Annotated in this window: 20 protein-coding genes; 12 read left to right on the top strand and 8 right to left on the bottom strand. The window is 64.0% G+C overall.

All coding sequences use genetic code 11. From position 1 onward, the window contains the following. Positions 1-6: 6 nt before the first annotated feature. The 8 genes from ACMGT0_RS02235 (at position 7) to ACMGT0_RS02270 (ending at position 9,221) form a co-directional block, all read left to right on the top strand. The gene (locus tag ACMGT0_RS02235) at positions 7-795 is read left to right on the top strand and encodes a gamma-glutamyl-gamma-aminobutyrate hydrolase family protein (RefSeq protein WP_054062015.1); all 789 of its coding nucleotides are present in this window, start codon (positions 7-9) and stop codon (positions 793-795) included. 41 nt (positions 796-836) lie between these two features. Continuing rightward, positions 837-2,195: a glutamine synthetase family protein gene (locus ACMGT0_RS02240; protein WP_054058712.1), complete on the top strand. Its 1,359-nt coding sequence runs from the start codon at positions 837-839 to the stop codon at positions 2,193-2,195. A 56-nt stretch (positions 2,196-2,251) separates the two neighbouring features. Next, the gene (locus ACMGT0_RS02245) at positions 2,252-3,616 is read left to right on the top strand and encodes an aspartate aminotransferase family protein (RefSeq protein WP_054058711.1); all 1,365 of its coding nucleotides are present in this window, start codon (positions 2,252-2,254) and stop codon (positions 3,614-3,616) included. A gap of 188 nt (positions 3,617-3,804) precedes the next feature. Continuing rightward, entirely contained in the window at positions 3,805-4,899 is a 1,095-nt protein-coding gene (locus ACMGT0_RS02250; RefSeq protein ID WP_054062016.1) for a polyamine ABC transporter substrate-binding protein, read from the top strand. A gap of 196 nt (positions 4,900-5,095) precedes the next feature. Next, positions 5,096-6,190, top strand: coding sequence for a polyamine ABC transporter substrate-binding protein (locus tag ACMGT0_RS02255; RefSeq protein ID WP_054058709.1), 1,095 nt, complete (start codon positions 5,096-5,098; stop codon positions 6,188-6,190). Between the two features lie 78 nt (positions 6,191-6,268). Next, positions 6,269-7,411: an ABC transporter ATP-binding protein gene (locus ACMGT0_RS02260; RefSeq protein ID WP_054058708.1), complete on the top strand. Its 1,143-nt coding sequence runs from the start codon at positions 6,269-6,271 to the stop codon at positions 7,409-7,411. Further along, entirely contained in the window at positions 7,408-8,328 is a 921-nt protein-coding gene (locus ACMGT0_RS02265; protein WP_054058707.1) for an ABC transporter permease subunit, read from the top strand. Before ACMGT0_RS02260 ends, ACMGT0_RS02265 begins: the two co-directional genes overlap by 4 nt. Next, the gene (locus tag ACMGT0_RS02270; protein ID WP_054058706.1) at positions 8,325-9,221 is read left to right on the top strand and encodes an ABC transporter permease subunit; all 897 of its coding nucleotides are present in this window, start codon (positions 8,325-8,327) and stop codon (positions 9,219-9,221) included. The genes ACMGT0_RS02265 and ACMGT0_RS02270 overlap by 4 nt, the downstream gene beginning before the upstream one ends. 100 nt (positions 9,222-9,321) lie before the next feature. On the opposite strand, the gene ACMGT0_RS02275 is transcribed toward ACMGT0_RS02270, so the two are convergent. Next, positions 9,322-9,963, bottom strand: coding sequence for an HD domain-containing protein (locus ACMGT0_RS02275; protein WP_054058705.1), 642 nt, complete (start codon positions 9,961-9,963; stop codon positions 9,322-9,324). Positions 9,964-10,187: 224 nt separating this feature from the next. Between ACMGT0_RS02275 and ACMGT0_RS02280 the strand changes: the two genes are divergently transcribed. Next, positions 10,188-11,153, top strand: a complete 966-nt coding sequence (locus tag ACMGT0_RS02280; RefSeq protein WP_054062017.1) for a GlxA family transcriptional regulator — start codon at positions 10,188-10,190, stop codon at positions 11,151-11,153. A 209-nt stretch (positions 11,154-11,362) separates the two neighbouring features. On the opposite strand, the gene ACMGT0_RS02285 is transcribed toward ACMGT0_RS02280, so the two are convergent. After that, positions 11,363-11,704, bottom strand: coding sequence for a carboxymuconolactone decarboxylase family protein (locus ACMGT0_RS02285; protein WP_017904402.1), 342 nt, complete (start codon positions 11,702-11,704; stop codon positions 11,363-11,365). A gap of 114 nt (positions 11,705-11,818) precedes the next feature. Between ACMGT0_RS02285 and ACMGT0_RS02290 the strand changes: the two genes are divergently transcribed. Beyond that, a complete protein-coding gene (locus ACMGT0_RS02290; RefSeq protein WP_416771324.1) occupies positions 11,819-12,727 on the top strand; it encodes an AraC family transcriptional regulator in 909 nt (302 codons plus the stop codon). 12 nt (positions 12,728-12,739) lie between these two features. On the opposite strand, the gene ACMGT0_RS02295 is transcribed toward ACMGT0_RS02290, so the two are convergent. Together ACMGT0_RS02295 and ACMGT0_RS02300 are read right to left on the bottom strand one after the other, a co-directional pair. Next, entirely contained in the window at positions 12,740-15,106 is a 2,367-nt protein-coding gene (locus ACMGT0_RS02295; protein WP_416771326.1) for a penicillin acylase family protein, read from the bottom strand. Positions 15,107-15,225: 119 nt separating this feature from the next. Then, a complete protein-coding gene (locus tag ACMGT0_RS02300) occupies positions 15,226-15,840 on the bottom strand; it encodes a DUF6436 domain-containing protein (protein ID WP_416771328.1) in 615 nt (204 codons plus the stop codon). A 75-nt stretch (positions 15,841-15,915) separates the two neighbouring features. Here ACMGT0_RS02300 and ACMGT0_RS02305 point away from each other — a divergent pair, with 75 nt between their 5' ends. Together ACMGT0_RS02305 and ACMGT0_RS02310 are read left to right on the top strand one after the other, a co-directional pair. Further along, positions 15,916-16,854, top strand: coding sequence for an alpha/beta hydrolase (locus tag ACMGT0_RS02305; RefSeq protein WP_416771330.1), 939 nt, complete (start codon positions 15,916-15,918; stop codon positions 16,852-16,854). Positions 16,855-16,865: 11 nt separating this feature from the next. Further along, positions 16,866-17,294: an acyl-CoA thioesterase gene (locus ACMGT0_RS02310; RefSeq protein ID WP_054062022.1), complete on the top strand. Its 429-nt coding sequence runs from the start codon at positions 16,866-16,868 to the stop codon at positions 17,292-17,294. Here ACMGT0_RS02310 and ACMGT0_RS02315 read toward each other — a convergent pair. From ACMGT0_RS02315 to ACMGT0_RS02330, 4 genes are all read right to left on the bottom strand, one after another. Further along, positions 17,279-17,935, bottom strand: a complete 657-nt coding sequence (locus ACMGT0_RS02315) for a response regulator transcription factor (RefSeq protein WP_054062023.1) — start codon at positions 17,933-17,935, stop codon at positions 17,279-17,281. The two genes, ACMGT0_RS02310 and ACMGT0_RS02315, sit on opposite strands and share 16 nt — an antisense overlap. Before the next feature lie 128 nt (positions 17,936-18,063). Then, positions 18,064-19,119, bottom strand: coding sequence for a protein-glutamate methylesterase/protein-glutamine glutaminase (locus tag ACMGT0_RS02320; RefSeq protein WP_054059131.1), 1,056 nt, complete (start codon positions 19,117-19,119; stop codon positions 18,064-18,066). Continuing rightward, positions 19,116-19,607, bottom strand: a complete 492-nt coding sequence (locus ACMGT0_RS02325; RefSeq protein WP_054059130.1) for a chemotaxis protein CheD — start codon at positions 19,605-19,607, stop codon at positions 19,116-19,118. Before ACMGT0_RS02325 ends, ACMGT0_RS02320 begins: the two co-directional genes overlap by 4 nt. Further along, a complete protein-coding gene (locus tag ACMGT0_RS02330; RefSeq protein ID WP_416771333.1) occupies positions 19,604-20,416 on the bottom strand; it encodes a CheR family methyltransferase in 813 nt (270 codons plus the stop codon). Before ACMGT0_RS02330 ends, ACMGT0_RS02325 begins: the two co-directional genes overlap by 4 nt. Position 20,417 lies beyond the last annotated feature (1 nt).

The following is a 20,417-nucleotide window of genomic DNA, read 5'->3' on the forward strand; positions in this document are numbered from 1 at the left end:
TGTTTCATGTCTCGCCTGCCGTTGATCGGCGTCACCGCCTGCTCTAAACAGGTGGGTTTGCATGGTTATCACATCAGTGGTGACAAGTATGTCCGCGCAGTCGCAAGCGCTGCCCAGGGCTTGCCGCTGATCATCCCCTCGCTGGCGGAACTGCTTGAACCGTCCGATATTCTGGACAGCCTCGACGGCCTTCTTTTTACCGGCTCTCCCTCCAACGTCGAACCGCATTTGTACGGTGGCCCGGCCAGTGAGCCAGGCACTGCTCATGATTCTGCACGCGACCGCACCACCCTGCCGCTGATCCGTGCCGCCGTGGCGGCCGGCGTGCCGGTGCTCGGCATCTGCCGCGGTTTCCAGGAGATGAATGTGGCGTTCGGCGGCAGCCTGCACCAGAAGGTTCATGAAGTGGGAACCTTTATCGATCATCGTGAAGACGAGAGCCAGCCGCTGGAGGTCCAGTACGGCCCCGCGCACCCGGTGCGGGTGGAGCCCGGTGGGGTCCTGGCGGGGCTCGGGTTGCCGGCGGAGTTCGCGGTCAACTCGATTCACGGCCAGGGCATCGACCGCCTGGCCGCTGGCCTGCGGATCGAGGCCCGGGCCCCGGACGGCCTGATCGAGGCGGTCTCGGTGATTGGCGGCAAGGCTTTTGCTAACGCCTTTGCATTAGGTGTGCAATGGCATCCGGAATGGCAGGTCGAAAGCAATCCGGTCTACCTCGCCATTTTCCAGGCGTTCGGCGAGGCCTGCCGAAAACGGGCAAAACAACGCGACACTGATGCTTTAACGAGCGCCTGACTCCTATTATGTAGTTCAGGAAACCCAGCCCAGAGGCATTTATGAGTAACAACCTCGACCAGCTCACCGATTGGTTGAAAGACCACAAGATCACAGAAGTCGAATGCATGATTGGCGACCTCACCGGCATCACCCGGGGCAAGATCTCGCCAACCAACAAGTTCATCGCCGAAAAGGGCATGCGTCTGCCTGAAAGTGTCCTGTTGCAGACCGTGACCGGCGACTACGTCGAAGACGACATCTATTACGAACTGCTGGACCCGGCCGACATCGACATGATCTGCCGCCCCGACGGCAATGCGGTGTACCTGGTGCCCTGGGCCATCGAGCCGACCGCGCAGGTGATCCACGACACCTACGACAAGCAGGGCAACCCGATCGAGCTGTCGCCGCGCAACGTGCTCAAGAAGGTCCTGAAGCTCTACGCCGACCGCGGCTGGCAGCCGATCGTCGCGCCGGAGATGGAGTTCTACCTGACCAAGCGCAGCGACGACCCGGACTATCCGCTGCAACCGCCGGTGGGTCGTTCCGGGCGCCCGGAGATCGGTCGCCAGTCGTTCTCCATCGAGGCCGCCAACGAGTTCGATCCACTGTTCGAGGATGTCTACGACTGGTGCGAACTGCAGGAGCTGGACCTCGACACGCTGATCCACGAGGACGGCACGGCGCAGATGGAAATCAACTTCCGTCACGGCGATGCCCTGTCCCTGGCCGACCAGATCCTGGTGTTCAAGCGCACCATGCGCGAGGCGGCGCTCAAGCACGACGTGGCGGCCACCTTCATGGCCAAGCCGATGACCGGCGAGCCGGGCAGCGCCATGCACCTGCACCAGAGCATCATCGACATCCAGACCGGCAAGAACATCTTCTCCAATGAGGATGGGACCAAGAGCGAGCTGTTCCTCAACCACATCGGCGGCCTGCAGAAGCTGATTCCCGAGCTGTTGCCGCTGTTCGCGCCGAACGTCAACTCGTTCCGCCGCTTCCTGCCGGACACCTCGGCGCCGGTGAACGTGGAGTGGGGCGAAGAGAACCGCACTGTCGGCCTGCGGGTGCCGGATGCCGGCCCGCAGAACCGCCGGGTGGAAAATCGCCTGCCGGGCGCCGACGCCAACCCTTACCTGGCGATCGCCGCCAGCCTGCTGTGCGGCTATATCGGCATGGTCGAAGGCATGACACCGAGCGCGCCGGTGGTCGGTCGTGGTTACGAGCGGCGCAACCTGCGCCTGCCGCTGACCATCGAGGACGCCCTGGAGCGCATGGAAAACAGCAAGACCATCGAGAAGTACCTGGGCAAGAAATTCATCACTGGCTACGTCGCGGTAAAGCGGGCCGAGCATGAAAACTTCAAGCGTGTCATCAGTTCGTGGGAGCGGGAATTCCTGCTCTTCGCCGTCTGATGCAGCGGGCGCGGCGGGTATCTGGCCGCGCCTTCACTGGAATCTAGGAGATCCGTATGACCAGCAACAACCCGCAAACCCGTGAGTGGCAGACCCTCAGCAGTGATCATCACCTGGCTCCCTTCAGCGACTTCAAGCAATTGAAGGAAAAGGGCCCGCGCATCATCACCAACGCCAAGGGCGTCTACCTCTGGGACAGCGAGGGCAACAAGATCCTCGACGGCATGGCCGGCCTGTGGTGCGTGGCGGTCGGGTATGGGCGCGACGAGCTGGCCGAGGCCGCCAGCCAGCAGATGCGCGAACTGCCTTATTACAACCTGTTCTTCCAGACCGCCCACCCGCCGGCGCTGGAGTTGGCCAAGGTGATCTCCGAGATTGCGCCCGAGGGCATGAACCACGTGTTCTTCACCGGTTCCGGCTCCGAAGGCAATGACACCATGCTGCGCATGGTCCGCCACTACTGGGCGATCAAGGGCCAGCCGCAGAAGAAGACCATCATCAGCCGCAAGAATGGCTATCACGGCTCCACCGTGGCCGGCGCCAGCCTGGGCGGCATGACCTACATGCACGAGCAGGGCGACCTGCCGATCCCGGGCATCGTTCATATCCCGCAACCCTACTGGTTCGGCGAAGGCGGCGACATGAGCCCGGAAGAGTTCGGTATCTGGGCGGCCAACCAGCTGGAGGAGAAAATCCTCGAACTGGGCGTGGACAACGTCGGTGCGTTCATCGCCGAGCCGATCCAGGGGGCCGGTGGCGTGATCGTGCCGCCTGAAAGCTACTGGCCGCGGATCAGGGAGATCCTCGCCAAGTACGACATCCTGTTCGTCGCCGACGAGGTGATCTGCGGGTTCGGCCGTACCGGCGAGTGGTTCGGCAGCGATTTCTACGGCCTCAAGCCGCACATGATGACCATCGCCAAGGGCCTGACCTCCGGCTACATCCCGATGGGTGGCCTGATCGTGCGTGACGACGTGGTCGCGGTGCTCAACGAGGGTGGCGATTTCAACCACGGTTTCACCTACTCCGGGCACCCGGTGGCCGCGGCGGTGGCGCTGGAAAACATCCGCATCCTGCGCGATGAAAAAATTATCGAACGGGCCAAGGCCGAAACGGCACCTTATTTGCAGAAGCGTCTGCGGGAACTGAACGATCACCCGCTGGTGGGTGAGGTTCGCGGTGTGGGTCTGCTGGGGGCCATCGAGCTGGTCAAGGACAAGGCCACCCGTGCGCGCTATGAAGGCAAGGGCGTCGGCATGATCTGCCGGCAGTTCTGCTTCGATAACGGGCTGATCATGCGTGCCGTCGGCGACACCATGATCATTGCCCCGCCACTGGTGATCAGCAAGGCCGAGATCGATGAATTGGTGGCCAAGGCCCGTCAATGCCTGGACCTGACCCTGAGTGCGTTGCAGGGCTAGGTGCTAGGCTCTGAGCGGGGGCGAGTTGCAGGCGCTTTCGCTCGGAGTGATCACAAAGGCGGGTCTTTCCTTGAAAGCCGGCCTTGGATCTTGCCAGACTACCCCACTGTTCCGAGTTGCCCGGAAATCGGCCGCCGAACAGCTGGTTAAAAAGAAAAATTGGAGCATGACGCATGAAGGCATTAGGTTTGAAGAACGCTGGCAAGACTCTCCTGGCCCTGTCCATGGCCGGAGCGATGGCCGGTGCCGCTCACGCGGACGACAAAGTGCTGCACGTTTACAACTGGTCCGACTACATCGCACCGGACACCATCGCGAACTTTGAGAAGGAGTCCGGGATCAAGGTCGTCTACGACGTATTCGACAGCAACGAAACCCTGGAAGCCAAGCTGCTGGCCGGCAAGTCCGGTTACGACATCGTGGTGCCGTCCAACAACTTCCTGGCCAAGCAGATCAAGGCTGGCGTCTACCAGGAACTGGACAAGTCCAAGCTGTCCAACTACGACAACCTGAACAAGTCGCTGCTCAAGGCGGTTTCGGTCAGTGACCCGGGCAACCAGCACGCCTTCCCGTACATGTGGGGCTCGATCGGCATCGGCTACAACCCGGAGAAGGTCAAGGCCGCGCTGGGCGTGGACAAGATCGATTCGTGGGACACCCTGCTCAAGCCGGAGAACATCGCCAAGCTCAAGAGCTGCGGCGTGAGCTTCCTCGACTCGCCGACCGAGATGATCCCGGTGGCGCTGCACTACCTGGGCCTGCCAACCGACAGCCAGAAGAAGGATGACATCAAGAAGGCCGAGGATCTGTTCCTGAAGATCCGTCCTTCGATCACCTACTTCCACTCGTCCAAGTACATCTCGGACCTGGCCAACGGCAACATCTGCGTGGCCGTCGGCTACTCGGGCGATATCCAGCAGGCCAAGTCCCGCGCTGCCGAAGCCGGTGACAAGGTGAAAGTCAGCTACGCCATTCCGAAGGAAGGTGCCGGCAGCTTCTATGACATGGTCGCCATTCCGAAAGACGCGGAAAACGTCGACGGCGCCTACAAGTTCATGAACTACCTGCTCAAGCCGGAAGTCATGGCGGCGATCACCGACAGCGTGCGTTTCCCGAACGGCAACGAGAAGGCCACCGCACTGGTCGACAAGAGCATCACCAGCGACCCGGGTATCTATCCGCCAGCAGACGTGCAGGCCAAGCTCTACGCCATTGCCGACCTGCCTGCCGCTACCCAGCGTGAGCTGACCCGCAGCTGGACAAAGATCAAGTCGGGCAAGTGACCGGCCTGATGTAACACGTTCCACCTGCTGGAACCGGACTCATCCGGGCGCCGGTTCCAGCAGGATAAATATCAATCAAAGAAAACTTTTGCTGGATCGGCTTATCGAGGGTAAGTTGCGCGCCGGTTTTGTCATCGGGCGGTTTGGCGCCATATGGCCCGGGCAACTCAGGCCCAACTATTGAGAGGACCTCCGAGTGTCTATTTCTTTGTTTTGCAAGACTTTGCTGGTTGGCGCAGGCCTGACGCTGGCTGCGGGTGCGTACGCTGCCCCGACCGTGCATATTTATAACTGGTCCGATTATATCGGCGAGAAAACCCTGGCCGATTTCGAGAAGGCCACCGGTATAAAACCGGTGTATGACGTCTTCGATTCCAATGAAACCCTGGAAGGCAAGTTGCTGGCCGGACATACCGGGTATGACGTGGTGGTTCCGTCCAACCACTTCCTCGGCAAGCAGATCAAGGCCGGCGCCTTCCAGAAGCTCGACAAGTCGCTGCTGCCCAACTACGCCAACCTCGACCCGGTGCTGATGAAGCGGCTGGAGAAGAACGATCCGGGCAACCAGTACGCGGTGCCGTACCTGTGGGGCACCAACGGCATCGGCTACAACGTCGAGAAGGTCAAGGCCGTGCTCGGCGTCGACAGGATCGACTCCTGGGCGATGCTGTTCGAGCCGGAAAACATCAAGAAGCTTTCCAGTTGCGGCGTGGCGTTCCTCGACTCCGCCGATGAAATGCTGCCGGCGGTGCTCAACTACATGGGCCTGAGCCCCAACAGCACCAACGAGAAGGACTACAAGGCGGCCGAGGAGAAACTGCTCAAGGTTCGTCCGTACGTCACCTATTTCAACTCGTCCAAGTACATCACCGATCTGGCCAACGGCGAGATCTGCGTGGCGGCCGGTTTCTCCGGCGATGTGTTCCAGGCGAAGAAGCGCGCCGAAGAAGCGAAGAAGGGCGTGGATATCGCCTACGTGATTCCCAAGGAGGGCGGCAACCTCTGGTTCGACATGCTGGCGATTCCCAAGGACGCCGGCAACGTGAAGGAGGCCCATGCGTTCATCAATTATCTGCTGCAACCTGAAGCGATCGCCCAGGTCAGCGATTATGTCGGATATGCCAACCCGAACCCAAAGGCTGGCGAACTGATGGATCAGTCCGTGCGCACCGACGAAGCGGTTTACCCACCGCAAGCTGTTGTGGACAAGCTGTACGTCAACTCGGAACTACCCCCGAAAATCCAACGTGTGATGACCCGTAGCTGGACCAGGATCAAGTCGGGCAAATAGTCCGCAAGGACTCGGGTCAAACCATTCAATGCCAGGCCGTCTGGGCCTCGCGGTTAAATTTTGTTGGGAGTTTTGCAAATGGCTGTTGCCTCCGGCGCCTATAAGAAAGCCCTCGAGGGCGACCAATCACCCAAGCAGGTGTTGGTCAAGATCGACCGGGTCACGAAGAAGTTCGACGAGACGATCGCCGTGGACGATGTGTCCCTGGAAATCAGGAAGGGCGAGATCTTCGCCCTGCTCGGCGGCTCGGGTTCGGGTAAATCCACCTTGCTGCGCATGCTCGCAGGTTTTGAACGGCCGACCGAAGGCCGGATCTTCCTCGATGGCGTGGACATCACCGACATGCCGCCCTACGAGCGGCCGATCAACATGATGTTCCAGTCCTACGCGCTGTTCCCGCACATGACCGTGGCGCAGAACATCGCCTTCGGCCTGCAGCAGGACCGCATTCCGAAAGCCGAGATCGATGCCCGCGTGGCCGAAATGCTCAAGCTGGTGCAGATGAGCCAGTACGCCAAGCGCAAGCCGCACCAGTTGTCCGGTGGCCAGCGCCAGCGGGTGGCCCTGGCCCGTTCCCTGGCCAAACGGCCGAAACTGTTGCTGCTCGACGAGCCCATGGGTGCTCTGGACAAGAAGCTGCGCTCGCAAATGCAGCTTGAGCTTGTCGAGATCATCGAGCGCGTCGGCGTGACCTGCGTCATGGTGACCCACGACCAGGAAGAGGCCATGACCATGGCCGAACGGATCGCCATCATGCACCTGGGCTGGATCGCCCAGATCGGCAGCCCGATCGACGTCTACGAGACCCCGACCAGTCGCCTGGTCTGCGAGTTCATCGGCAACGTCAACCTGTTCGAAGGTGAAGTGGTCGACGATGCCGAAGGTTACGCGCGCATCGCCAGCCCGGAGCTGGAGCGCAACATCTACGTCGGTCACGGCGTGAGCACCTCGGTGCAGGACAAGCACGTGACCTACGCGATCCGCCCGGAGAAGCTGCTGGTCACCACCACCCAGCCGGAGTGCGAGCACAACTGGTCGCGCGGCAAGGTCCACGATATCGCCTACCTGGGCGGTCACTCGGTGTTCTACGTCGAGCTGCCGAGCGGCAAGCTGGTCCAGTCCTTCGTCGCCAACGCCGAACGCCAGGGCGCACGGCCGACCTGGGGTGACGAAGTGTTCGTCTGGTGGGAAGACGACAGCGGCGTGGTACTGCGCTCATGAACATGCGAAAACTCAAGCGCCGGTTGCAACGAATAACCCCCTCCGGCCGTCATGTGGTCATCGGGATCCCTTTCATCTGGCTGTTCCTGTTCTTCATGCTGCCGTTCTTCATCGTTCTGAAGATCAGCTTCGCTGAAGCGGATGTGGCGATTCCGCCGTATACCGAGATCTACACTTTCGTCGAGCAGAAGCTGCAACTGGTGCTGAACCTCGGCAACTACTCGATGCTGGGTGACGACGAGCTGTACCTGGCGGCGTACCTCGGTTCGTTGAAGATGGCCTTCTTCAGCACGCTGCTGTGCCTGCTGATCGGCTATCCGATGGCCTATGCCATCTCCAAGGCCCGCAAGGAAGTGCAGACCGTGCTGGTGCTGCTGATCATGATGCCGACCTGGACCGCGATCCTCATCCGCGTCTATGCCTGGATGGGCATCCTCAGCAACAACGGGCTGCTCAACGGTTTCCTGATGTGGACCGGGCTGATCAGCGAGCCGCTGCAGATCCTCAATACCAACCTGGCGGTGTACATCGGCGTGGTCTATTCGTACCTGCCGTTCATGATCCTGCCGCTTTACGCCAACCTGGTGAAGCACGACCCGAGCCTGCTGGAAGCCGCGTCCGACCTGGGCTCGAGCACCTTCAACAGCTTCTGGAAGATCACCGTGCCGCTGTCGAAGAACGGCATCATCGCCGGCTGCATGCTGGTGTTCATCCCGGTGGTGGGCGAGTTCGTGATCCCCGAGCTGCTGGGCGGTCCGGAAACCCTGATGATCGGCAAGGTGCTGTGGCAGGAGTTCTTCAACAACCGTGACTGGCCGGTGGCGTCCGCGCTCGCCGTGGTGATGCTGGCGATCCTGATCGTACCGATCATCCTGTTCAACCGCAGTCAGGCCAAGGAAATGGAGGGCCGGGTATGAAGCGCTTCAGTTTCTCGAACCTGATGCTGGTGGTGGGCCTGCTGTTCATCTACCTGCCGATGCTGATCCTGGTGATCTACTCGTTCAACGCCTCCAAGCTGGTGACGGTGTGGGGGGGCTGGTCGGTGAAGTGGTACGTCGGCCTGCTGGACAACACCCAACTGATGGGCTCGGTCGGCCGCTCGCTGGAAATCGCCTGCTACACCGCCCTGGCGGCGGTGGCGCTGGGCACCCTGGCGGCGTTCGTGCTGACCCGCATCACCCGCTTCAAGGGCCGCACGCTGTTCGGTGGCATGGTCACCGCGCCGCTGGTGATGCCGGAAGTGATCACTGGCCTGTCGCTGCTGCTGCTGTTCGTGGCCATGGCGCAAATGGTCGGTTGGCCCCAGGAGCGTGGTATCGCCACCATCTGGATCGCCCACACCACGTTCTGCTCGGCCTATGTGGCGGTAGTGGTGTCGGCGCGCCTGCGCGAGTTGGACCTGTCCATCGAAGAGGCGGCCATGGACCTGGGCGCGCGGCCGTGGAAGGTGTTCTTCCTGATCACCATCCCGATGATCGCGCCGTCGCTGGCGGCGGGCGGCATGATGTCGTTCGCCCTGTCGCTGGATGACCTGGTGCTGGCCAGCTTCGTGTCCGGGCCGGGTTCGACCACCCTGCCGATGGAGGTGTTCTCGGCGGTGCGCCTGGGCGTCAAGCCGGAGATCAACGCGGTGGCGAGCCTGATCCTGCTGGCGGTATCGCTGGTGACCTTCCTGGTCTGGTACTTCAGCCGTCAGGCCGAAGAGCGTCGGCGCAAGGCGATCCAGCAGGCCATCGAGGAAAGTGCGGCGGACTCCTGGAAGCAGCCGGATGTGCGGCGTGCACCGGCTGCGGCGGGAACCGCCGCGTAGCCTGCTGAAAAAGCTTCGCGGGCAAGCCCGCTCCCACAGTTTTGTGTCGAGCGACACGGACTGTGGGAGCGGGCTTGCCCGCGAATGGGCCTCCGAGGATTCAATCGGCCCAAGGCGATTGCCGGATCACCTCGACGAAATTCATCGGCGTGAAGCTCACGTCCTTGTCCTTCAGCACGTCGGTCTTGACGTTGCCGAAGGTGGTCTGCGGACGATGGCGCAAGCCGTCGGCAAAGGCGCAGATGATGCACTCCTTGAACTTCTCCCCCCGTGGATGCGCATGCACCACCGCCTCGCGCTGGGCGGCGGGAAACGCGGCGTAGTCCATCCCCAGCACATCCATCTCCACGCCCGCGGTCACCAGGGCTACGGTCGGGCGCAGGTATTGCGGTATGCCCGGCGTGGTGTGCAGGGCGATCGACAGCCAGACCTGCTCGATATCGTCGTCCGATAGCCCATAGGGCTGCATGAAGGCCTTGGCGGCGTTGGCGCCGTCGACTTCGAAGCGGTCGTTGTCACTGCGCTGGCCTTCGACCAGGCCGAGGTCGTGGAACATCGCGCCGATATAGAGCAGTTCCGGGTTGTAGGCCAGTTGCTTGCGCTGGCCGCTCAGGGCGCCGAACAGGAACACGCGGCGCGAGTGGTGATAGAGCAGATCGCTTTCCACATCGCGGATGTATTCGGTGGCGGCCCGGGCCAGTGCGCTGTCGGGGATCCGGATGCCGGCAATGGTGTCGCTCATGGTCATGACTCCTGTGGCGAGCGCCGCAGTGGCGCCGATGGGATCAGTCTGGCGCCGGGCGGATTTGGCTGCTATCGATACAGGGTGACGATTCCGGCCATTCGCGGCGGGTTTCGTGCCAGCGGCCTTCTGCACCTCGTATCCCGGCGAGGCTTTGGTTACCGTAGGTCCGGTTCGGCCAGGAGTGCTCCAGCGCCGGATGTCGATCCGCAAGAGGCTTTACCATGACCCGCACCGTTGCCGTTGTCGTGTTCCGCGGCGTCCAGTCCCTGGATGTCACCGGGCCGATGGATGTATTCGCTGAGGCCAATCGCTTCCTGCCGCCCGAGGCCGGCTATCGCCTGGAGGTGGTGGGCGTCGAGCAGGGCTGGGTGGCGTGTTCCAATGGCCTGGCGATTCAGGCGCATCGGCATTTCAGCGAGGCCCTGGAACGCTACGACCTGCTGTTGTGCGCCGGCGGGCCGGATCTGGCGGGGCAGGACTTCGGTGCCGAATTTCATGCCTGGCTACGGGCCGCCGCCGCTCGCGCGGGGCTGTTCGGCTCGATCTGCAACGGTGCGTTCATGCTGGCGCGGGCCGGTTTGCTGGAGGGGCGCACGGTGACCACCCACTGGAATGACGCCCAGGCACTCGCCGAGCTGTGTCCGACGGCCCAGGTCGAGGCTGATCGGCTCTACGTGCAGGATGGCGAGTTGTTCACGTCCGCGGGGGTGACGGCGGGGATCGACCTGTCGCTGTACCTGCTGGCCCGCGAGCAGGGCAGCGACATCGCGTTGCGCGTGGCCCGGCGGTTGCTGGTGTTCACCCAGCGTTCGGGCGGCCAGTCGCAGTTCAGCCCCTACCTGACGCCCCATGCCGAACCGGACTCACCGGTGGCCCGGGTGCAGGAGTATGTGCTGGCGCACCTGACGGCGGACCTGAGCATTGCCGAGCTGGCGAAGGCGGCGAACATGAGTGCGCGCAACTTTTCCCGGGTATTTGTCCGCGAGAGCGGGGTAACTCCGGCCCAGTTCGTCGAAAGCGCGCGGGTGGATGCGGCGCGGGTGCTGCTCGAAAGCGGCGGTGTGCCGTTGAAGACCATCGCCTATGAGTGCGGGTTTCGCGATGCGCACCATCTGCGCAGCGTGTTCCAGCGGCGGCTGGGGGTGAGTGCGCAGCAGTTTCGGCAGCATTTCGCCGGGTTGGCCTGAGGTCTTGTGGTTGGCTGTCGGGCCCCTTCGCGGGCAAGCCCGGCTCCTACAGTTACTTGGCGATCACAGCATTTGTGCACGACACAGGCTTTGTAGGAGCGGGGCTTGCCCGCGAAGAGGCCCTTGAAGTCGACGCAACTCATGAAGTGTCCGATAGAGCCCGTGACAACCAGGTGTCCGGGCTCTGCCGGAACGGCCAAGGGAGTCGATCAAGGCTTCAGGCTGTCGTACGCCTCCAGCGCATGCAGCGAGTAGATATAGGCCGCCCCGGCATTCAGCGAAATCGCCGTCGCCAGCGCCGCGGCGACTTCCTCGCGGGTCGCGCCGGCCTTGATCGCCGCGTCGGTATGGGCACCGATGCAACCGTCGCAGCGGGTGGAGATCGCCACGGCGATGGAAATCAGTTCACGGGTCTTGGCATCCAGCACATTGTTTTCGGCAGCGGCTTCACCCAGCTTCATGTAGGCCTGGACCATCTTGGGGTTGGATTTGCCCAGTGCGCCGAAGGCATTCTTGATGGTGGGCAACAGTTCGGACCAATTGAGGAACATGGTGGTAACTCCTGAAAGGCTGAAGGTAGACTGGCTAAGCAACGACTCCAGTGTCATCCATTGGAGGTCGGCATTTTTGTTCGATCCACTCAACCCTTTGTCCGATAGGCGCAAATGACTTCGATCGATCGGCTCATCGGCCTGGCCGGCGTACGCGGCAGCCTGGATCTGCGCTGCCGGTTGCAGGGCGATTGGGCGCTGGACCACGAGCAGGAAAACGCCGGTATCGCGCCCTATCACATCGTGCTGGCCGGGGAATGCCAGGTCGAGCTGCCCGACGGGCAGGCGGTTCGCCTGGGGGCGGGGGACATCCTGGTGTTGCCCGGTGGCGGTACGCACCTGTTGCGCAGCGAAGGGCGGCGGGTGGCGCCGACGGCCACGCGGGTCAGCCAGGGCGGCCTGCTGCCGCTGCACCGGATAGGCCGCGAGGGGCCGGCCCTCGATCTGCTCTGCGGACGCTTTCACTACCAGCGCGAGTCGATGCTGTTCGCCGCCCTGCCGCCCTACCTGGTGGTGTCCAGCCGCGACCTGCCGGCCAGCGATCAGCTGGCGGCGCTGGTGGGGTTATTGCGGGTGGAGGCCGATGGCGACCAGGCCGGTGGGCGATTCCTGGTGGATGCGCTGTCGTCGGCGTTGTTCACGCTGATTCTGCGGGTCTATCTGCAACAGCAGGTGCAGGCCAGCGGGACCCTCGCCCTGCTGGCCGACAAGCGCCTGAGCCGGGCCTGGCAGGGCATGCTCGACGACCCGGCCCACGCGTGGAGCATCGACGGCCTGGCGGCGCTGGCGAACATGTCGCGGGCGACCTTCATGCGCGCGTTCGTCAAGGTCGCGGGGGAATCGCCGTGGGTACTGCTCACCCGGGTGCGGATGGAACTGGCTCATGGCCTGCTGAGCCGTTCGCACCTGGGCTTGAGCGAGATCGCGCTGCAGGTGGGGTATCAGTCGCAGGCGGCGTTCAGCAAGAAGTTCAAGGACGTTTATGGGCAGGCGCCGGGGCAGGTGCGCAAGGCCGGGGGGTAGGTGGCAATCTGCCTACTTGCCCGGCACCAGCCTCAGCACGCTGCGGGTATTGGCCGACACCTCGACGTCGTTCATGTGCACCTGCTCATAGCCACCTTCCACATAGGTCTCGGCCTGGTCGCTGTAGTGCTTGTCGAACAGCACGCCGCTCTGGCCTACCGGGTTGATGGTCAGGCTGTGATCCGGGTCGGCGAAGTCGATCAGGCGTCGGGTCGAGGGGCCATAGGTGACCGGCCACGGCGCCGGGCCGATCTTCGCCGAAAGGTTGTTCGGCACCTCATGGGTGCCCGGTGCGTCGAACGGGCCGACGTTTAGCAGTCTGTCCAATGGCTTCTGCCGACCCAGCGGATGACCGTGGGTCAGGGTGTGCGCCCGGCCCCAGACCCAGCCGCCGCTGTTGTCGCCATAGCTCGCCCTGAGGTGGGCCAGGGTTGCCTGCCAGGCCTGTTTCACCACTGCATTGCGGTTGCCGTTCCACCATGGGGAGGTTTCATCGGCCGCCAGGCGGGGTAACGCGGCGTCCACCACGCGGGTGCTGATCAGGGTGTTGAAGTAGTCGTCGCCCAGCTTGTCATGCATGGCCGCGCGGGCCAGTTCGTAGAGGAACTGGTTGAACAGCGTGGCGCTGGTGGAACTCATCGGGTAGTCGCCTTTCCATGTCGCCAGTTGTTCCACCAGCTTGAGTTCGGCCGCGTCCTGCGCCGCCTCGCGCAGCGCCGGCAGCAATGGCTTGAGCAGCCGCGGACCGTAGTCGGTGGTGGTGCCCAGTTGCAGCTTCTGGCTGTTTTCCACGCTCCAGCGCACGCTGTTGTCGGCCAACTGCCGGTTCAACTGCTGGCCGCGGTCGGCCAGGTTGTAGTAGCCGGGAATCACCATGCCGGTGGGCGAGGCCGGCTGGGTGTTGGCCGAGACGATGTAGCCGCGTGGCGGGTTTTCTTCCTGCGGGTTGGCGCTGAACGGGTAGTAGCCGTCCTTGTCCGCCTCGCCGGTGCTGCCGTCGAGGATGAAGGCCGGGTTGACCCCGTCCGGCCGCCTGGGCAGCAGCGCGGCGGCCCACCAGCCGATGTCGCCCCTGGCGTTGGCCCACATCAGGTTCAGGCCGGGCGCCTGGATTCGTGTCGCGGCTTCGCGGGCCTTGTCCAGGGTATCGGCGCGATTGAGTTCGTAGAAACCCTGCAGGATCGGGTTCGGGGTTTCGAGAAAGGCCCACCACATGGCAATCGGCTTCGTCCCGGCATTGGCGCCGAGCACGTCGTTGACGATCGGACCATGGGGCGAGCGCAGCAGGGTGAAGGTCACCGGAGCCTGACCCTTGACCGCGATCTGCTGCTCGCTGCGGGTCATCTCGACCCACTGGCCGTGGTACCAGACCTGGTTGGGGTTGTCGGGGTTGGTCTTTTCGGCGATCAGGTCCAGGTCATCGTTCTGGAACATGGTCAGGCTCCAGCCGAACGCCTGGTTGTTGCCCAGAAAGGCGAACGGCACCAGTGCCTGGTGATAGCCGTACAGCTCGAAGTTCGGCGCCGACAGTTGCGCTTCGTACCACACCGCCGGGGTCGAGAAGGCGATGTGCGGATCGCCGGCCAGCAGCGGCTTGCCGCTTTTGGTCCGGCTGCCGGAGACGGCCCAGGCGTTGCTGCCTTCGAACTGTGGCACGCCGGCCTCGCGCAGGGCCTGCTCGCTGACCCGTGCCAGGGCGCCGAGCCCCTTCCAGTCGGCCGCGGCCAGGGGTGTCGGCGAGCCGAGCATGCCCTGCGGGCGCCACTCCAGGTCGAACACCTTGAGGTAGTCGGCCCCGAGCTTGTCGCGCACGTAGGTCAGCAGCGGCTCGGTACGGAAGGCGGCGGCGAAGCTATAGGACATGTAGCCGGCGATGCTGATGGTGTCTTCGGCGGTGAAGGGCCGCGGCTGAATGCCGAGCAGGTCGAACTCGATCGGCCTGGCGTGGCTGGCCTGGTACTGGTTGATGCCGTCCAGGTAGGCCTGCAGGGCCTTCCAGGCGGCGGATTGCCGGTCCAGCCGGGCGACGTACTGGTCGGCGTGCTCGCGGATGCGCAGGCTGCGGAACAGCTTGTCGGTTTCCAGGGTTTTGGGCCCCAGGACCTCGGACAGTTCGCCACGGGCCAGGCGCCGGACGATCTCCATCTGGAACAGCCGGTCCTGGGCATGCACGTAGCCCAGGGCACGGTACAGGTCGGTCTCGGATTCGGCGCGGATATGCGGGACACCGCGCTCGTCGTAGCGCACGGTGACCGGCCCCTGCAGGTTGCCCAGCGTGACCTGGCCCTGGCGCGTCGGCAGTTTGCTCTGGACGTACCAGGTGCCACCGGCAGCGACGGCGGCGATCAGGACGGCGAGAACGGTCAGGCTGCGTTTCATGCGGGGTTCCTTGTGGGGGGGCGGGCTGCCGTGGTTCAGCCGCTAAGGTGTAGCACAGCCCGCCAGGCGGATGCATCGCACGAGGGGCCGATTACGCTAAAAAGTCCGGTTCGCCTTGGTCAATGGCCGGGTTCCTGCCAGGGGCAGTAGCAGCCTACGGCCATGTTGTGAGTGGCGTGCACCGGGCGGCCTTCGCTGAGGGCCAGCAGGATCGGCTCGATGAAACTGTTGCCGGAATTGCAGGTGGCGCCCTGGCTGTAGGGGCCGAAGTAGGCCAATTGGCCGTTGCGGTCCCAGATCGCCACCGCCGGGCTGACGGTCAGGTGTTCGGCTCCGGGCAGCCCCGGCAGTGGCTGGATGGCTTGCAGGTTGACCGGTAGCCGGCCCTGGCTGCCGGGTTTCTGCACGGCGTAGAAGTCCACGCCCAGCGGCGCGAAGCGCTCGAACAGTTCGCCCAGGTGCTGCTGGTTGCCGACGTTGCACGGGCAGGCCGGGTCCCAGAAATGTACCAGGCGAATACGCCCCGGGCCGGCCAATTGGGTCGGCAGGCTGAGCCGATCACCGGCGAACAGTGCGGTCTGGTCGCTGAAAGCGCGGATATAGCGACCCTGGAACCAGTCGTAGGCCAGCCACAGGCCCGCCGCGCAAAGCACGGCCAGCAGGCCGGCGAAAAATGTCTTGTGACGCGTCTGGAGCATGGCGATTCGGTCCTCGAAGGTCGCGTAGCTTGCCATGCCTGTCCTGACAGAAGAATATCGCAGATCAGTAAAACGCCTCGGCGTTGCCGTACTTTTTCCTGGAGGCCTTGCATGCCCGCCACCTTCGACCCCGATGCCCTGCGCGCCAGCCTGCGCCCGCTGGCCGAGGCACAGCCGTTGTCGCCGGCGGCGCAGGCCTACCAGCGTTTCTACGGCCTGGACCTGCCCCATCGCCCGGCGCCGTTCACCCGCCACCTCGGCGGCTTCCGCAGCGGCGCCTTCGAGCTGGTCAGCCAGCTCTGGCTGCCGCCGCAGCCGGTGGCCACCCTGTTCCTGTTCCACGGCTTCTACGACCACATGGGGCTGTATCGCAACGTCATCGACTGGGCCCTGGACCGCGGCTTCGCGGTGATCTCCTGCGACCTGCCGGGGCACGGCCTGTCCAGTGGCGAGCGGGCCAGCATCGAGGATTTCGCCGAATACCAGCGGGCCTTGCAGGGGTTGTTCGACGAGGCCCGGTCCCTCGATCTGCCGCAGCCCTGGCATCTGTTCGGCCAGAGCACGGGCGGTGCCATCGTGGTCGATCACCTGCTCCGGCATGGCCTGGACAGCCCGGCCCAGGGCCAGGTCGTGCTGCTCTCGCCGCTGGTGCGGCCGCGGGCCTGGGGCTGGTCGAAGCTCAGTTATCACCTGCTCAGGCCCTTCGTCAAAGGCATTGCCCGACGCTTCAGCGAAAACACCCACGACCCGGCGTTCATGCCGTTCCTGCAGGCCGATCCGTTGCAGCCGCAGCGCCTGCCGACCGCCTGGGTCGGCGCCCTGGCCCGCTGGATTCCGGGTATCGAAAGCGCCACGGCGAGCCCGCGCCGGCCGCTGATCGTGCAGGGCGATGGCGACATGACCGTCGACTGGCAACACAACCTGGCGGTGCTGCGCCGCAAATTCGACCAGCCCGAGGTGTTCATGCTGGCGCAGGCCCGGCATCATCTGGCCAATGAACTTCCCGAATACCGCGAACGCTATTTCCGCTTTCTCGGCGCCCACTTCTGATCGAGGCCTACATGACCGACCGCCTGCCGCAGCGTGGCGACTATCGCCACTTTCAGCCGATCCTCACCCGCTGGCATGACAATGACGTCTATGGCCACGTGAACAACGTCACCTACTACAGCTTTTTCGACACGGCGGTGAACACCTTCCTGATCGAGCGGGGCGGGCTGGATATCCACGACGGCGCAGTGGTGGGCTTCGTGGTCAGTTCCGCCTGCGACTATTTCTCCTCGGTGGCCTTCCCCGAGCGCCTGGAGGTCGGCCTGCGGGTCGGCAAGCTGGGCAACAGTTCGGTGCAATACGAGCTGGCGGTGTTCAAGGCCGGTGAAGAGGACGCCTGCGCCGCCGGGCGCTTCGTCCACGTGTTCGTCGACCGTGCGAGCAACCGGCCGGTATCGCTCCCCGACGGCTTGCGCGAAGCCTTTCAGTCGTTGATCTGAATGATCCCTTCGCGCACCGCGAACAGCACCAGCCCGGCGATGTCGTGAATCCGCAGCCGGTGCATGATCTGGGAGCGGTGCGCCTCCACGGTCTTGATGCTCAGGCCGAGGCCGACGGCGATGGAACGGGTCGTTTCGCCCCGGGCGATCAGCCGCAGAATCTCCAGCTGGCGGGCGGTCAGGGCGACCCGGCTGGTCTTGGCCGGCGGTTCGTGGCTTTGCCGCACCGCCTGGTTGACCACCAGCGGCACCACCGCCGATGACAGGTACTGGCCGCCATGGCGCAGGGCCTTGAGGGCCAGTTCCAGCTCCAGCACCGTCGCGGTCTTGAGCAGGAAACCATGGGCGCCCAGTTGCAGACACTTCATCACGAAGTGCGTGTCGGTGTGCATCGACAGCATCAGCACCTTGCTGCGCGGTGCGCGCAGGGACAGTTCCTTGAGCGCGGCGACGCTGTTCATGCGCTCCATCGACATGTCCAGCAGCACGATGTCCGGCTTGAGCCTGGAGGCCAGTTCGATGGCCGCCTGGCCATCGCCCGCTTCGCCGACGACTTCGTATTCTTGTTGTTTTTCCAGCAGAGCCCGAATGCCCGCGCGAAACAGCGGGTAATCGTCGGCAAGCAGTATTCGACAAAGCATAAGCTCTAGCCCATGGCGCAAAGGGAAGGGCGCAGCAGCCGGACCGGCCTGCCACGGTTATTCGTATCTGGATTGCAACCCAGGGGTTCGCATCGATGCTGGCGACCCACGGCGGCCTCGGGTCCCGTTCAGCCGTGGCGGCTGCTGTCGCCGAAGAGCTGGATCAGTTTCGGCAGTTTCCCCAGGGGTTCGACCACCTGGGCCGCCCCCAGCCGAATGGCCTCCCTGGGCATGCCGAACACCACGCAACTGGCTTCGTCCTGGGCGACGGTGGCGGCACCACTGTCACGCATGGCCAGCAGTCCGCGCGCACCGTCGTCGCCCATGCCGGTCATGATGATGCCCAGCGTATTGGCGCCGGCCTGGCGCGCCACCGAGCGGAACAGGACGTCCACCGAAGGCTTGTGCCGATTGACCGGCGGGCCGTCGAGCACTTCCACCTGATAGTGCGCGCCACTGCGTTTGAGCTGCATGTGCAAACCTCCGGGAGCGAGCAGGGCCAGGCCGCTGTGGACGCGATCCAGGTGTCTGGCCTCGCGGACTTCGATCTGGCACAACTTGTCCAGGCGCCGGGCAAAATCGGCGGTGAACTTCTCCGGCATGTGTTGAACGATGACAATCCCCGGGCAGTCACGTGGCAATTGCCTGAGGATGAATTCCAATGCCTGGGTGCCGCCGGTGGAACAGCCCAGGGCAACCACCCGGTCCGTGGTCCTGAGCACCGTCGGGGCCGCGCCCACCATGGGGCCCGATTCTGCGGCAGGGGGGTTGTGGCGAAGGGCCATGGGCCGCGCCCGGGCGCTCTCCTCGACCTTGCGGATCAGTTCGACGCAGAGTTGTTCCAGGCTCTGGCGCAGCCCCAGCCGGGCCTTGGTGAACACCCCGACGGCACCGGCCGCGAGGGCTTCGACGCCGACCGCCGAGCCCTGCTCGGTGAGGGTCGAGCAGATCAGCGTCGGTGTCGGCCGTTCGGCCATGATCTGGCGCAGGAAGGTCAGGCCGTCCATGCGCGGCATCTCCACGTCGAGGATCAGCACGTCCGGCCAGTCGCGGCGCATCTTGTCGATGGCGTACAGCGGGTCGGCCGCCTGGCCGATCACCTTGATGTTCGGATGGCTGTCCAGGCACTGGGTCAGCACCTGGCGCACCAGGGCCGAGTCGTCGACGATAAATACCCTGATCATCGTGGCCGCATCCCCAGCAGCAATGGCCGCACGCTGTTGCGCTGGCAATCGATCGCGCCGCTGCTGCCGTCGATGTGCAGGCGGCGATAGTGCTGGCCATCGAGGTCGCAGTGGTCGACCGCCCAGTTGCGTCGGCTGAACTGTTCACGGGCGAAGGCGCTGTTGCTGTGGCCGATCCTGCGCCCGCGTATGCCTTCGAAACGCACCAGGCTGCCGCCACCGAATATGCCCTTGCGGTACTCGCCGGGGTGGGTGCCGTGGCGTTGCATGTCGGCCTGGATGCGCCGGAACACGCCTTCGCCGTAGCGGGTGTCGAGGCCGTTGCGGGCCATCGGATCGCTGGGCAGCAGGTAATGCGAGACCGCCAGCAGACGCCTGCGCGGGTGCCAGAGAATGATCGACACGCAACTGCCGAGCAGGGTGGTGACCCTGCCCTCGTGCCGGCCGAAGAAGTAGTCGCCGGGACGCAGGAAGAGCGGCGCAGTCATAGGCGTTCGTAGACCGACGGGTTGAGCAGCCGCAGCGGCAGGTCGAAACCGTGGATGCTTTCCGCATGGCCGATGAACAGCAGGCCGCCGGGCCGCAACGGCTGGACCAGGCGCTGGACGATGCGCTGCTTTTCCTCATTGTTGAAATAGATCAGCACGTTGCGCAGGAAGATCACGTCGAACGGCCCGAGCCCTTCCGGCAGCGGCTGGACGATATTGATCTCCCGCAGGCTGACCCGCTCGCGCAGGGCCGCCTGGACCCGAAAGCGCCCGCGCATGTCGCCGATGCCGCTCAGGCAGTGGCGTTGCAGCCAGCCCTGGGGAAAGTACTTGGCCTGGGCCATGTCGTAGATGCCTTCGGCGGCCTTCTCCAGCATGCTCAGGCTCAGGTCGCTGGCCAGGATCGACCAGTCGCCGCTGCGCAGGTTTTCCTGGATCACCATGGCCATGCTGTAGGGCTCCTCGCCGGACGAGCAGGCGGCGCTCCAGAACCGCAGCGGCCCCTTGCGCCCGCCGAGCCAGTTGCCGAGAAAGTCGAAGTGCGGGTGCTCGCGGAAGAAATAGGTTTCGTTGGTGGTCAGCAGGTCCACCACCAGCCGGCGTTCCTTGAGGTATTCCGGCTGGTCGAGCAGTTGCAGGTAGCTGGCATAGTTGTCCAGGCGATAATGACGCAGGCGTTTCATCAGCCGGCCGGCCACCAGCGGCCGCTTGTTCGGCGCCAGGATGATGCCCGAGGCTTCGGCCATCAGCGTCTGCAGGCGGCGGAACTCGCCGTCGCCGAGGGTCGGCAGCTTGAGCTGGCTGGACATC

This window comes from Pseudomonas sp. RHF3.3-3, from assembly GCF_048069595.1.
In the GTDB taxonomy this organism is placed as follows: domain Bacteria; phylum Pseudomonadota; class Gammaproteobacteria; order Pseudomonadales; family Pseudomonadaceae; genus Aquipseudomonas; species Aquipseudomonas fuscovaginae_B.

Excerpts from the sequence above, each read along its gene's own strand:
- ACMGT0_RS02235 (WP_054062015.1), top strand. The coding sequence starts at position 7 with ATGTCTCGCCTGCCGTTGATCGGCGTCACCGCCTGCTCTAAACAGGTG.
- ACMGT0_RS02240 (WP_054058712.1), top strand. The coding sequence starts at position 837 with ATGAGTAACAACCTCGACCAGCTCACCGATTGGTTGAAAGACCACAAG.
- ACMGT0_RS02245 (WP_054058711.1), top strand. The coding sequence starts at position 2,252 with ATGACCAGCAACAACCCGCAAACCCGTGAGTGGCAGACCCTCAGCAGT.
- ACMGT0_RS02260 (WP_054058708.1), top strand. The coding sequence starts at position 6,269 with ATGGCTGTTGCCTCCGGCGCCTATAAGAAAGCCCTCGAGGGCGACCAA.
- ACMGT0_RS02265 (WP_054058707.1), top strand. The coding sequence starts at position 7,408 with ATGAACATGCGAAAACTCAAGCGCCGGTTGCAACGAATAACCCCCTCC.
- ACMGT0_RS02270 (WP_054058706.1), top strand. The coding sequence starts at position 8,325 with ATGAAGCGCTTCAGTTTCTCGAACCTGATGCTGGTGGTGGGCCTGCTG.
- ACMGT0_RS02275 (WP_054058705.1), bottom strand. The coding sequence starts at position 9,963 with ATGAGCGACACCATTGCCGGCATCCGGATCCCCGACAGCGCACTGGCC.
- ACMGT0_RS02280 (WP_054062017.1), top strand. The coding sequence starts at position 10,188 with ATGACCCGCACCGTTGCCGTTGTCGTGTTCCGCGGCGTCCAGTCCCTG.
- ACMGT0_RS02285 (WP_017904402.1), bottom strand. The coding sequence starts at position 11,704 with ATGTTCCTCAATTGGTCCGAACTGTTGCCCACCATCAAGAATGCCTTC.
- ACMGT0_RS02290 (WP_416771324.1), top strand. The coding sequence starts at position 11,819 with ATGACTTCGATCGATCGGCTCATCGGCCTGGCCGGCGTACGCGGCAGC.
- ACMGT0_RS02295 (WP_416771326.1), bottom strand. The coding sequence starts at position 15,106 with ATGAAACGCAGCCTGACCGTTCTCGCCGTCCTGATCGCCGCCGTCGCT.
- ACMGT0_RS02300 (WP_416771328.1), bottom strand. The coding sequence starts at position 15,840 with ATGGCAAGCTACGCGACCTTCGAGGACCGAATCGCCATGCTCCAGACG.
- ACMGT0_RS02305 (WP_416771330.1), top strand. The coding sequence starts at position 15,916 with ATGCCCGCCACCTTCGACCCCGATGCCCTGCGCGCCAGCCTGCGCCCG.
- ACMGT0_RS02310 (WP_054062022.1), top strand. The coding sequence starts at position 16,866 with ATGACCGACCGCCTGCCGCAGCGTGGCGACTATCGCCACTTTCAGCCG.
- ACMGT0_RS02315 (WP_054062023.1), bottom strand. The coding sequence starts at position 17,935 with ATGCTTTGTCGAATACTGCTTGCCGACGATTACCCGCTGTTTCGCGCG.
- ACMGT0_RS02320 (WP_054059131.1), bottom strand. The coding sequence starts at position 19,119 with ATGATCAGGGTATTTATCGTCGACGACTCGGCCCTGGTGCGCCAGGTG.
- ACMGT0_RS02325 (WP_054059130.1), bottom strand. The coding sequence starts at position 19,607 with ATGACTGCGCCGCTCTTCCTGCGTCCCGGCGACTACTTCTTCGGCCGG.
- ACMGT0_RS02330 (WP_416771333.1), bottom strand. The coding sequence starts at position 20,416 with ATGTCCAGCCAGCTCAAGCTGCCGACCCTCGGCGACGGCGAGTTCCGC.